The organism is Enterobacter sp. Y17 (genome assembly GCF_019730495.1).
GTDB lineage: Bacteria > Pseudomonadota > Gammaproteobacteria > Enterobacterales > Enterobacteriaceae > Enterobacter > Enterobacter asburiae_B.
Map to the genome: position 1 here is coordinate 2,624,525 of NZ_JAASKP010000001.1, position 12,810 is coordinate 2,637,334.

Genomic DNA, 12,810 nt, shown 5'->3' on the forward strand with positions numbered 1-12,810 from the left:
GCGATCAGGTGGCGCAGACTATATCACTGAAGCCCAACGCTAACAAATAGCACGACGACTAGTGCTTGCTTTATCACCAGCTTGCGAGACGTGTCACCTGTTGGCGCGCAATATTACGCGCAGCTGCATCCACCGCCAGCACCTCTTCCACGCTTTGTGGTTCGCGCAAATCCATCATCTCAAGTACCGATAAATTAAGCGACGCGATATCGGTGAAACGAATTTGCTGATTCAGAAATGCCTCAACGGTAATTTCATTAGCTGCATTAAGTGCCGTCGTCGCCGCCTGCCCCTGATCAAAGGCATTCATCGCAAGCTTCAGACAAGGATAGCGGTCGTAGTCTGGTTCACTGAACGTCAGGGAACTTAGCTTGCAGAAATCAAGCGGCTTCACGCCGGATTTCACTCGATTTGGCCACGCCATTGAATGGGCAATCGGCGTACGCATGTCCGGCTCGCCCAGCTGTGCCAGCACGCTGCCATCCTGATAACGCACCATCGAGTGAATCACCGATTGCGGGTGAATCAGTACTTCCATCTGTTTCGCTGACGCATTAAACAGCCAGCGCGCTTCAATGTATTCCAGACCTTTGTTCATCATGGTGGCAGAATCAACGGAGATTTTACGCCCCATCGACCAGTTCGGATGACGGCACGCCTGATCCGGTGTCATCGCACGCAGTTCAGACAGTGGCGTTTCACGGAACGGGCCACCAGACCCGGTAAGCAGAATAGACACTACGCCATTCTGCTTCAGGTCAGCGTACCCCAGGTTCTGTTGAAAAGGTTGCGGTAAACTCTGAAAAATCGCGTTGTGCTCGCTGTCGACCGGCAGAAGACGTGCGCCGTGCTGTTTCACCGCATCCATAAACAGGCGTCCACAGGTGACCAGCGACTCTTTATTGGCCAGCAAAACATCCTTACCGGCATCAATCGCAGCAAGCGTGGGCAGCAGCCCTGCCGCGCCGACAATGGCCGCCATGACCTGATCTACCTCATCCAGCGCCGCCATCTCGCAGGCCGCCTGCTGGCCGCTCAGCACCTCGGTTCGACTGCCCTTTTCACGCAGCTGTGCTTTCAGCAGACGCGCGCTCTCTTCGTCATCCATCACCGCATAGCGGGGCGCAAACTCCAGGCACTGTTCGACCATTCGCTGCACATTCTTACCGGCCACCAGCGCTGTCACGGTGTAAAGTTCAGGATTATGGCGAACGACGTCGAGAGTGCTGCAACCGATAGAGCCGGTTGAGCCGAGGAGTGTTAAATGCTTCATGAGATGCCCGAAAAAAGTTAGACCAGATAAAAGCAAAACGCCGCCAGCAAGACCCGAAGTCCTTCTGAACGGCGTTTATCAGTGTACGACAGAAATCAGAACTGCATCAGTTCCGCTTCTTTTTCTGCCAGCGCCGCATCAATTTTCTTGATGGCCGCGTCGGTCATTTTCTGAATGTCGTCCTGAGAACGACGATCGTCATCTTCGCTGATCTCTTTTTCTTTCAGCAGTGCTTTCACTTTATCGTTCGCGTCACGACGGACGTTACGCACGGATACACGACCCTGCTCAGCTTCGCCACGAACCACTTTGATAAGATCTTTACGACGCTCTTCCGTCAGCGGAGGCAGTGGAACACGGATGTCTGCGCCCGCGGAGCTTGGGTTCAGTCCGAGGTCAGAGGCCATAATCGCTTTCTCAACGGCCGGGCTCATAGAGCGGTCGAAGACGTTGATTTTCAGCGTACGGGTATCTTCAACCGTCACGCTCGCCAGCTGGCGCAGAGGGGTTGGCGTACCGTAATATTCTACGATGATGCCATCCAGCAGGCTTGGGGAAGCACGGCCAGTACGGATTTTGCTGATTTGGTTTTTGAACGCTTCTACGCATTTGTCCATGCGTACTTCAGCATCTTTTCTGATGTCGTTAATCACGTTACGAATCCTTGAAAACTTGTCTCAGGCAGACTATCCGCCAGCACAGCGCTACAGGTGTGCTAAGTATAGTCGCGTTTAATTCATGACAACGCCAAAGGCGCGCCCGGGTAAAGATACCACTACAAAATAAAGCGGAATCTTACCTGTATTTATCGTCAACGGAAATTATTCCGTGATCAAAGTGCCTTCTTTTTCGCCCATGACCACGCGACGCAGTGCGCCAGGCTTGTTCATGTTGAAGACACGGATCGGCAGTTTGTGGTCGCGAGCCAGCGTGAAGGCGGCAAGATCCATCACTTTCAGCTCTTTATCCAGCACTTCACTGTAGCTCAGCTGATCGTACATGGTGGCAGAAGGATCTTTTGCCGGGTCGGCAGTAAACACGCCGTCTACTTTGGTCGCTTTCAGTACCACATCGGCTTCGATCTCGATACCGCGCAGGCAGGCAGCGGAATCGGTCGTAAAGAACGGGTTACCCGTACCGGCGGAGAGGATCACCACGCGGTTATTGCGCAGCAGGCTGATGGCTTCTGCCCAGCTGTAATTATCGCAAACGCCATTCAGGGGAATCGCGGACATCAGGCGGGCATTCACATAGGCGCGATGCAGTGCATCACGCATTGCCAGGCCATTCATGACGGTTGCCAGCATACCCATGTGGTCGCCCACAACGCGGTTCATCCCCGCTTTCGCCAGACCAGCACCACGGAAAAGGTTGCCACCGCCAATGACCACGCCAACCTGGATACCCAGTTCGACCAGTTCTTTGATTTCCTGTGCCATGCGATCAAGGATGCTTGCGTCAATACCGAAGCCTTCCGATCCCTGCAGCGCTTCGCCACTCAGCTTAAGCAGAATGCGTTTGTACACGGGTTTTGCATTGGTAGCCATGTTTCTTTCCTGAGACTGTCAACGATTAAGATGGGGGTTAATTCTGGCGACATGATATGCCGCAAATCAGCACAGCGATACTGGAGCCTGTCTGATTTCCTGTGACGGGTGACAAAAAGAAGCCGCCCTCAGGCGGCTCCTTTTCAATCATTAAGACTGCTTGGACATTGCAGCAACTTCTGCTGCGAAGTCAGTCTCAACTTTCTCGATGCCTTCGCCCACTTCGAAGCGGATGAAGCCAGTTACGTCAGCGTTGTGCTCTTTCAGCAGCTGCGCAACAGACTTGCTTGGGTCCATTACGAATGGCTGGCCAGTCAGAGAAACTTCGCCGGTGAATTTCTTCATGCGGCCTTCAACCATTTTCTCTGCGATTTCTTTTGGCTTACCAGACTGCATCGCGATGTCCAGCTGAACCTGGTACTCTTTCTCTACCACTTCAGCAGACACGTCTTCTGGCTTAACGAATTCTGGTTTGCTTGCAGCGATGTGCATTGCCAGCTGTTTAACCAGCTCTTCGTCAGCGCCTTTAGCCGCAACCAGAACACCGATACGTGCACCGTGCTGATAAGAGCCCAGAACGTCGCCTTCCAGAGAAGATACGCGACGGATGTTGATGTTCTCACCGATTTTAGCAACCAGCGCAACACGTTCTTCTTCGAACTGTGCTTTCAGAACTTCAACGTCAGTGATTTTACCCGCAACAGCTGCGTCCAGAACTTTGTTAGCAAATGCCTGGAAACCGCCATCTTTAGCAACGAAGTCAGTCTGGCAGTTAACTTCCAGAATGATGCCGTAGTTGCCGTCGATCTTAGTGATGATCACGCCGTCAGCAGCAACGTTGCCTGCTTTTTTAGCTGCTTTGATCGCACCGGATTTACGCATGTTTTCGATTGCCAGCTCGATGTCGCCGTTCGCTTCAGTCAGCGCTTTTTTGCAATCCATCATGCCTGCGCCAGTACGCTCGCGCAGCTCTTTTACCAGGGATGCGGTAATTTCAGCCATTCTTAAATCCTCGGGAGATGTGAACTGCCCGGCCGGGGGCCAAACAGTGTAAATTGAAAAAAGGGGCCGGTAATGGGCCCCTATTCATACACGGTACTAATAAGGGGTAAAACCTTATTATTCAGCTTCTACGAAGCTTTCTTCCGCCTGAGAAGCCAGATCCTGGGAACGGCCTTCACGAACGGTAGCAGCTACAGCGCTCAGGTACAGGCTAACAGCACGGATTGCGTCGTCGTTACCCGGGATAACGAAGTCAACACCGTCCGGATCGGAGTTGGTATCAACGATAGCGAATACCGGGATACCCAGGTTGTTAGCTTCTTTGATTGCGATGTGCTCGTGGTCTGCATCGATTACGAACAGCGCGTCTGGCAGGCCGCCCATATCTTTGATACCGCCCAGGCTGTTTTCCAGCTTGTCCAGTTCACGAGTGCGCATCAGCGCTTCTTTCTTAGTCAGCTTGTCGAAAGTACCGTCCTGAGACTGGGTTTCCAGATCTTTCAGGCGTTTGATGGACTGACGAACAGTTTTCCAGTTGGTCAGCATGCCGCCCAACCAGCGATGGTTCACGAAGAACTGGTCGCAGCTGTTAGCAGCATCTTTCACAGCTTCGCTTGCAGCGCGCTTAGTACCAACGAACAGAATCTTACCTTTACGGGAAGAGATCTTGTTCAGCTCAGCCAGGGCTTCGTTGAACATTGGTACAGTTTTCTCAAGGTTGATGATGTGAACTTTGTTACGCGCGCCGAAGATGAAAGGCTTCATTTTCGGGTTCCAGTAACGGGTCTGGTGACCAAAGTGAACACCAGCCTTGAGCATGTCGCGCATGGAAACAGTTGCCATGTTTAAAACCTCTATATTGAAAGTTGGGGTTATGCCTCCACGTATCCCATATTACCGACCCCGAAGGGCACCCCGGAATATGTGCCGATACGTGTGTGTTGTTACACAAAGTGAGATTTGTCGCTTCCGTCCAGCCTGTGTATCTGAGATGGATCGGAAGTCCGGCGCGCTTTATACCACAAAACACGACCAGAAACCAACAGTTGTTGGCGGAGTGTGCTGTTAATGATTCTCAATTTGGCACGGAGCGTGCCTGACTGATACCATTGACGACACTTAGACTAGTATTGTCGAAAAAATCGACACCGATGGACAGATTACATGGCTATCTCTATTAAGACACCTGAAGAAATTGAAAAGATGCGCATCGCCGGTCGTCTGGCCGCGGAAGTGCTGGAAATGATCGAGCCGTTCGTGAAGCCGGGCGTCAGCACCGGTGAACTGGACCGTATCTGTAACGACTATATCGTGAACGAGCAGCACGCGGTTTCCGCCTGCCTCGGCTACCACGGTTTCCCGAAATCCGTCTGCATCTCCATTAATGAAGTGGTGTGTCACGGCATCCCGGACGATGAAAAACTGCTGAAAGATGGCGACATCGTCAACATCGACGTAACCGTCATTAAAGACGAGTACCACGGTGACACCTCAAAAATGTTCATCGTTGGCAAGCCGACGATTCTCGGCGAGCGTCTGTGCAAAGTGACGCAAGAGAGCCTCTACCTGGCGCTGAAAATGGTTAAACCGGGTATTCGCCTGCGTACCCTCGGTGCGGCAATCCAGAAGTTTGTGGAAGCGGAAGGTTTCTCCGTGGTGCGCGAGTACTGCGGACACGGCATTGGTCGCGTCTTCCATGAAGAACCGCAGGTCCTGCACTATGATGCAGATGACGGCGGCGTGGTGCTGCAAAAAGGCATGACCTTTACCATTGAGCCGATGGTCAACGCGGGTGATTACCGCATCCGCACCATGAAAGACGGCTGGACGGTGAAAACCAAAGACAGAAGCTTGTCTGCGCAGTACGAGCATACTATTGTGGTAACAGACAACGGCTGCGAAATTATGACGTTGCGCAAGGATGACACCATCCCGGCGATACTGACGCACGATGAATGATAAAAAAGCCGGCAAATGCCGGCTTTTTTAATGGCTATAGCTTTTTCTTATGGGTGGCGCACGATGAGTAATCTTTTACCCGAACAGTATGCTAACACAGCACTTCCCACCCTCCCCGACCAGCCCGATAACCCGGGCGTCTGGCCGTCGCACGAGCTGACCTGCGCGCATATTAAAGCCCATATGGATGTTTTCCATCGCTGGCTGGGCAGCGCGTTTGACGCAGGCGTGTCGGCCGAGCAGCTCATTGAAGCGCGCACCGAATTTATCGACCAGCTGCTGCAGCGCCTGTGGATCGATTACGGGTTTGGGCAAATCAGTGATGTTGCGCTGGTTGCCGTCGGGGGCTATGGCCGCGGTGAGCTGCATCCGCTTTCCGATATCGATCTGCTGATCTTAAGCCGCAAAAAGCTGCCGGACGAACAGGCGCAAAAAATTGGCGAACTGCTGACGCTGCTCTGGGACGTAAAGCTGGAAGTCGGCCACAGCGTGCGTACCCTGGAAGAGTGTCTGCTGGAAGGGTTATCGGACCTGACCGTCGCCACCAACCTGATTGAAACCCGCCTGCTGATTGGTGACGTCGCCCTGTTCCTGGAGCTGCAAAAACACATCTTCAGCGACGGCTTCTGGCCGTCAGAAAAGTTCTTCGCCGCGAAGGTCGAGGAGCAAAACCAGCGCCACCAGCGCTACCACGGCACCAGCTATAATCTTGAACCCGATATTAAAAGCAGCCCCGGCGGCCTGCGCGACATCCACACCCTGCAGTGGGTCGCCCGCCGCCATTTTGGTGCCACCTCGATGGACGAGATGGTCGGCTTCGGCTTTTTAACCGAGGCCGAGCGTAACGAGCTGAACGAGTGCCTGCACCTGCTGTGGCGCATCCGTTTTGCCCTGCATCTGGAAGTCACCCGCTACGATAACCGCCTGCTGTTTGACCGTCAGCTCAGCGTGGCTCAGCGCCTGAATTATCAGGGCGAAGGCAACGAGCCGGTTGAGCACATGATGAAGGATTTCTTCCGCGTCACCCGCCGGGTGACCGAGCTGAACCAGATGCTGTTGCAGCTGTTCGACGAGGCCATTCTGGCTCTGACGGCGGACGAAAAACCGCGCCCGATTGATGACGAATTCCAGCTGCGCGGCACGCTTATCGATCTGCGCGACGAAACGCTCTTCATCCGCGAGCCGGAAGCGATTCTGCGGATGTTCTATACCATGGTGCGCAACAGCACCATCACCGGGATCTACTCCACCACTCTGCGCCATCTGCGCCATGCGCGCCGTCATCTGACGCAGCCGCTGTGCTATATCCCGGAAGCGCGTTCGCTGTTCCTGAGCATGCTCCGCCACCCGGGCGCCGTCAGCCGCGGCCTGCTGCCGATGCACCGCCACAGCGTGCTGTGGGCCTATATGCCGCAGTGGTCGCACATTGTCGGGCAAATGCAGTTCGATCTGTTCCACGCCTACACGGTGGATGAACACACGATCCGCGTGATGCTCAAGCTGGAAAGCTTTGCGAGAGAAGAGACGCGCTCCCGCCACCCGCTCTGCGTCGAACTGTGGCCGCGCCTGACCCATCCGGAACTGATCCTGATTGCCGCCCTGTTCCACGATATCGCCAAAGGTCGCGGCGGTGACCATTCGGTGCTGGGCGCGCAGGACGTGCTGAAATTTGCCGAACTGCACGGCCTGAACTCGCGTGAAACGCAGCTGGTGGCCTGGCTGGTGCGCCATCACCTGCTGATGTCGGTCACCGCGCAGCGTCGTGACATTCAGGATCCGGAAGTGATCAAGCAGTTCGCGGAAGAGGTTCAGACGGAAAATCGTCTGCGCTATCTGGTCTGCCTGACGGTGGCCGATATCTGCGCCACCAACGAGACCCTGTGGAACAGCTGGAAGCAGAGCCTGCTGCGCGAGCTGTACTTCGCCACCGAAAAACAGCTGCGTCGCGGGATGCAAAACACCCCGGACATGCGCGAGCGCGTGCGCCATCACCAGCTGCAGGCGCTCGCGCTGCTGCGGATGGATAACATTGATGAAGAGGCACTGCATCAGATTTGGGCCCGCTGCCGTGCCAACTATTTTGTCCGCCATAGCCCAAACCAGCTTGCGTGGCACGCGCGGCATCTGCTGAAGCACGATCTGTCCCAGCCGATGATCCTGCTGAGCCCGCAGGCTACCCGCGGCGGGACGGAGATTTTCATCTGGAGCCCGGACCGACCTTATCTGTTTGCTGCGGTCTGCGCCGAACTGGACAGGCGTAACCTGAGCGTTCACGACGCGCAGATTTTCACCACCCGCGACGGCATGGCGATGGACACCTTTATCGTGCTTGAGCCGGACGGCAGCCCGCTCTCGTCGGACAGGCATGAAGGGATACGTTTTGGTCTGGAACAGGCGATTACCCAGCGCAGCTGGCAGCCCCCGCAGCCGCGTCGCCAGCCGGCGAAATTGCGCCACTTTACCGTCGATACCGAGGTCAATTTCCTGCCGACCCACACCGACCGTAAATCGTTCCTGGAGCTGATCGCGCTCGACCAGCCAGGGCTGCTTGCCCGCGTCGGCCAGGTTTTTGCCGATCTGGGAATTTCGCTCCATGGGGCCCGAATTACAACGATTGGCGAGCGAGTAGAAGATTTATTTATAATCGCGACAGCGGACCGGCGTGCCCTTAATAATGACCTGCAGCTTGAAGTGCAACAACGGTTGACAGCAGCCCTCAATCCAAACGATAAAGGGTGATATGTTTTTTAGTGAAATGGAAAGAGTAAACAATGCAGCAGTTACAGAACGTTATTGAGTCCGCTTTTGAGCGTCGCGCCGAGATTACCCCGGCAAATGTGGATACCGTGACCCGTGAAGCGGTAAACCAGGTGATTTCCCTTCTGGATTCCGGCGCGCTGCGCGTGGCAGAAAAAATCGACGGTCAGTGGGTCACTCATCAATGGCTGAAGAAAGCCGTGCTGCTCTCTTTCCGTATCAACGATAACCAGGTTATCGACGGAGCAGAAAGCCGCTACTTCGATAAAGTGCCAATGAAATTCGCTGACTACGACGAAGCGCGTTTCCAGAAGGAAGGCTTCCGTGTGGTACCGCCTGCGGCAGTGCGTCAGGGCGCATTCATCGCACGCAACACCGTGCTGATGCCATCCTACGTGAACATCGGTGCCTACGTTGACGAAGGCACCATGGTTGACACATGGGCGACCGTCGGTTCCTGCGCGCAGATCGGTAAAAACGTTCACCTGTCCGGCGGCGTGGGCATCGGTGGTGTTCTGGAGCCACTGCAGGCTAACCCGACCATCATCGAAGACAACTGCTTCATCGGCGCGCGCTCTGAAGTGGTTGAAGGCGTGATCGTTGAAGAAGGCTCCGTGATCTCGATGGGCGTTTACATCGGTCAGAGCACCCGTATTTACGACCGTGAAACCGGTGAAGTTCACTACGGTCGCGTTCCGGCGGGCTCCGTGGTGGTTTCCGGCAACCTGCCGTCAAAAGATGGCAAATATAGCCTGTACTGTGCGGTTATCGTGAAGAAAGTGGATGCGAAAACGCGCGGTAAAGTGGGCATCAACGAATTGCTGCGCACCATCGATTAATCGGGTATAACAAAAAGCGGGGGCAACCCCGCTTTTTTTATATCTGAGGGTGGCGAAAATAGATTTTTTCGTTAATTATTCAAAGGTTATGTTGAGATCAAGGGTACCGCTATGTACGATAATCTGAAAAGTCTGGGCATTACCAATCCTGATGAAATTGATCGTTACAGTCTCCGTCAGGAAGCCAATAACGATATTCTGAAAATCTATTTTCACAAGGACAAAGGAGAGTTTTTCGCCAAAAGCGTGAAGTTTAAATATCCACGCCAGCGTAAGACCGTTGTGGCTGACGGTGTAGGACAGGGCTACAAAGAAGTACAGGAAATCAGCCCTAACCTGCGCTATGTGATTGATGAACTCGATCAGATCTGCCAGCGCGACCGCACCGAAGTCGATCTCAAGCGTAAGATCCTTGACGATCTGCGTCACCTTGAAAGCGTTGTGACGAATAAGATCAGCGAGATTGAAGCGGATCTTGAGAAATTAACGCGGAAATAAAAGCAAAACGGCAATCCTTGATTGCCGTTTTTAGTGTTTGCGCCCTCTCCCCGTGGGAGAGGGATGGGGTGAGGGTACCAGACCGCATACAGCATCATCTCTGTTCGTCCAGCTGCAGCGCCACATACAGCAGCAGCCTGTCGTCAAAGTTTCCCAGATCCAGCCCCGTCAGCTCTGAAATCCGGTTTAACCGATACTCAAGCGTATTGCGGTGAATAAACAGCGCCTTTGAGGTCGCCAGCGGCTGGACGTTATGGCGGAACCACGCCTGCAGCGTCCGGCGCAGCAGGCCGTTGTTGTCCATGGCTTTCAGACGCGCTAATGGCCGCGCCAGCTCATTGGCCTGCCAGCCCCCACGCAGGCTGTCGAGCAGCACCGGCAGCATTAGATCCTGATAGAAATAGCTGCGGCTCTCCGGCATCCGCTGCTTGCCCACCATCATGGTGGTGCGCGCGGTACGCCAGGAGCGGGCGATACTGCCCGGCCCGGTAAAGTAGTTGCCCAGCGCAACGCGAAAACGCAGCTGGCCGTTCTCCTCCATCCGGGAGATCAGCTGCTCCACGCGACGACGATGATCGTCGGCATCCCAGCGGCCGAACGCATTGAGCGCCGGTTTGAGGACCACCATTTCCGTCAGAGAAACGATCGCCACCAGGTTATCGCGCTCCGGCGTCGCCAGCGCATTTTGCAGCTGCTGCAGCTCGGCCATCGCGCTGTCCACGCCAAGCTGGCCGCTATCGACCTCAATGACCGCCACCACGCGCGGCTGGTTTAAATCGATCCCCAGACGCTGCGCCCATTCGCTGAGCGCAGGCGTATGCTCTTCCGCCTGAATAAGGTTCATTACCAGCTCTTCACGCAGGCGGCTGTCCTGAGCGAGCAGGTGCATCAGGCGCGACTGCTCCAGCATCATCTCTGCCGTCATACAGACCAGCTCACCGTATTTTCGCAGTGACTCGGGCTCGCCGGTGAGGCCGATTACCCCCACAATTTCGCCTTCAAGACGCAGCGGTAAATTGATGCCCTGACGTACGCCGTGCAGGTGTTTCGCTACCGCATCGTCGATATCCACGACCCGCCCCTGAGAAAGCACCAGCAGCGCACCTTCGTGCAATTCCCCAATACGCTCGCGATCGCCGCTGCCAATAATGCGCCCGCGGGCATCCATTACGTTGATATTGGTATCAATAATGCGCATGGTGCGCGCCACGATATCCTGCGCCATTTTGGTATCAAGATGCCAGCCAGCCATGTAACCCTCCCGTGAGCAGAGCTCAAGCATAGGGAAGTTCAGCGACGGCTGCATTGTGCGAATGCACAAAGAGAGAGGGAGAAGTATGGAGTTGTGGCAAGAATCACAAAAACGAGAAAGCCCCTGCGAACAGGGGCTTCAGAGGATTACTGCATCAGCAGATAAAGAGAGGTATCACCACGCTGGATATTCAGCGCCAGCACGGAAGGCTTGCTGTCGAGAATTTTGCGCAGTTCAGCGATGTTTTTCACAGGCTGCTGGTTAGCACCCATGATCACATCGCCTTTTTTCAGGCCGATACGGGCTGCCGGTGAATTCGCTTTCACGTTGTTCACCACCACGCCTTTGTCTGCGCCTTTATTGCTCATCTCGGCACCTTCAATACCGCTGAAGATGGTGCTGGAATCCACCTGATTCTGGCTGCTCTGCTGCAGCTCCAGACTCACGTTAACCGGCTTACCGTCGCGCAGCAGGCCGAGGGTCACTTTACTGCCAATCGGCATCGAGCCCACTTCGGCACGCAGGGCGGCAAAGCTGCTGATCGGTTTACCGTTCAGGGAGGTGATCACATCCCCCGCTTTAATGCCCGCTTTCGCCGCAGAGGAATTTGGCATCACCTGGCTGACGAATGCCCCGCGCTGAGCGTCAACTTTCATCGCCTTAGCCAGTTCGGAGTTCAGCTCCGTACCGAGGATACCCAGCTCGCCGCGTTTCACCTGGCCATACTGCACCATCTGCGCGGTCAGGTTTTTCACCATGTTACTCGGGATAGCAAAACCGATGCCGATGTTGCCGCCGTCCGGTGCCAGGATAGCGGTGTTGATACCGATCAGCTCACCGTTCAGGTTCACCAGCGCACCGCCGGAGTTACCGCGGTTGATCGCCGCATCCGTCTGGATGAAGTTTTCGTAGTTTTCCGCGTTCAGACCGCTACGGCCCAGCGCAGAAACGATACCCGAGGTCACGGTTTCACCCAGACCGAACGGGTTACCGATCGCCACGGTATAGTCGCCCACGCGCAGCGCATCGGAGTCGGCAATTTTAATCGCCGTCAGGTTTTTCGGATCCTGAATCTGGATCAGCGCGATGTCGGAACGCGGGTCTTTACCCACCACTTTGGCATCGAACTTGCGGCCATCGCTCAGCTGAACCTTAATGCTGTTCGCGTTATCGACAACGTGGTTGTTAGTGACGACGTAGCCTTTCGCCGCATCAATAATTACCCCCGAGCCAAGCGCCATGAATTTCTGCTGCTGGCCGCCGCCCTGGCTGTCATCCCCGGCACCGCCGCCCTGACAGAACGGAGAGCTCTGGAATGGCGAACCGTCCTGGCAGAACGGTGAGTTGTCGCCGAAGAACTGCTGGAAGTTACGCGGCATACGCGGCGTATTGACGGTCGTGCTGCCCTCAACGTTAATACTCACCACCGATGGCATCACTTTTTCGAGCATCGGTGCCAGGCTTGGCATCTGCTGCGCGGTTGCTGCCGACGACGCGGTCTCGGCTGCAGTAGCAGTCAGAGGAGACAGCGCTAAACCTAAACTCAGAGCCAGTGCACTCATTGCTAATGTGGTTTTTTTCATGTTTCTCAATCTCGATTTACAGGTAACGCAAAATTGCTGTGTAACTCAGATTCATTTTATACCGCTTAGTTCCGGCGATAAGTTTATGGAAAAGGTAAAA

General features: G+C 54.8%; 11 protein-coding genes. 4 read left to right on the top strand and 7 right to left on the bottom strand.

Features of this window, described 5'->3' with window-relative positions; all coding sequences use genetic code 11:
* Positions 1-73 precede the first annotated feature (73 nt).
* The 5 genes from ispC to rpsB all read right to left on the bottom strand — a co-directional run bounded on the left by ispC (position 74) and on the right by rpsB (position 4,665).
* Entirely contained in the window at positions 74-1,273 is a 1,200-nt protein-coding gene (gene ispC / locus HCH49_RS12400; protein ID WP_221702753.1) for a 1-deoxy-D-xylulose-5-phosphate reductoisomerase, read from the bottom strand.
* 95 nt (positions 1,274-1,368) lie between these two features.
* Positions 1,369-1,926: a ribosome recycling factor gene (gene frr / locus HCH49_RS12405; protein WP_003856180.1), complete on the bottom strand. Its 558-nt coding sequence runs from the start codon at positions 1,924-1,926 to the stop codon at positions 1,369-1,371.
* A gap of 168 nt (positions 1,927-2,094) precedes the next feature.
* Positions 2,095-2,820: a UMP kinase gene (pyrH, locus tag HCH49_RS12410; RefSeq protein ID WP_008501910.1), complete on the bottom strand. Its 726-nt coding sequence runs from the start codon at positions 2,818-2,820 to the stop codon at positions 2,095-2,097.
* 150 nt (positions 2,821-2,970) lie between these two features.
* Entirely contained in the window at positions 2,971-3,822 is an 852-nt protein-coding gene (gene tsf, locus HCH49_RS12415; protein WP_014882627.1) for a translation elongation factor Ts, read from the bottom strand.
* A 117-nt stretch (positions 3,823-3,939) separates the two neighbouring features.
* Positions 3,940-4,665, bottom strand: a complete 726-nt coding sequence (rpsB, locus tag HCH49_RS12420) for a 30S ribosomal protein S2 (protein ID WP_003856207.1) — start codon at positions 4,663-4,665, stop codon at positions 3,940-3,942.
* 321 nt (positions 4,666-4,986) lie between these two features.
* On the opposite strand from rpsB, the gene map reads away from it, so the two are divergent.
* From map to HCH49_RS12440, 4 genes are all read left to right on the top strand, one after another.
* The gene (map, locus tag HCH49_RS12425) at positions 4,987-5,781 is read left to right on the top strand and encodes a type I methionyl aminopeptidase (RefSeq protein WP_033144670.1); all 795 of its coding nucleotides are present in this window, start codon (positions 4,987-4,989) and stop codon (positions 5,779-5,781) included.
* 63 nt (positions 5,782-5,844) lie between these two features.
* The gene (glnD, locus tag HCH49_RS12430; protein WP_039260604.1) at positions 5,845-8,520 is read left to right on the top strand and encodes a bifunctional uridylyltransferase/uridylyl-removing protein GlnD; all 2,676 of its coding nucleotides are present in this window, start codon (positions 5,845-5,847) and stop codon (positions 8,518-8,520) included.
* A 32-nt stretch (positions 8,521-8,552) separates the two neighbouring features.
* The gene (gene dapD / locus HCH49_RS12435) at positions 8,553-9,377 is read left to right on the top strand and encodes a 2,3,4,5-tetrahydropyridine-2,6-dicarboxylate N-succinyltransferase (protein WP_008501915.1); all 825 of its coding nucleotides are present in this window, start codon (positions 8,553-8,555) and stop codon (positions 9,375-9,377) included.
* Positions 9,378-9,488: 111 nt separating this feature from the next.
* Positions 9,489-9,875 (top strand): DUF3461 family protein, encoded by a 387-nt coding sequence (locus tag HCH49_RS12440; RefSeq protein WP_014168696.1) that lies wholly within the window; start codon positions 9,489-9,491, stop codon positions 9,873-9,875.
* A 94-nt stretch (positions 9,876-9,969) separates the two neighbouring features.
* On the opposite strand, the gene cdaR is transcribed toward HCH49_RS12440, so the two are convergent.
* Both cdaR and degP read right to left on the bottom strand, forming a co-directional pair.
* Positions 9,970-11,127 carry a DNA-binding transcriptional regulator CdaR gene (cdaR, locus tag HCH49_RS12445; RefSeq protein WP_023310452.1) on the bottom strand — a complete coding sequence of 386 codons (1,158 nt, stop codon included), beginning with the start codon at positions 11,125-11,127 and terminating at the stop codon, positions 9,970-9,972.
* Positions 11,128-11,273: 146 nt separating this feature from the next.
* Entirely contained in the window at positions 11,274-12,710 is a 1,437-nt protein-coding gene (gene degP, locus HCH49_RS12450; RefSeq protein ID WP_024907518.1) for a serine endoprotease DegP, read from the bottom strand.
* Positions 12,711-12,810: the final 100 nt, after the last annotated feature.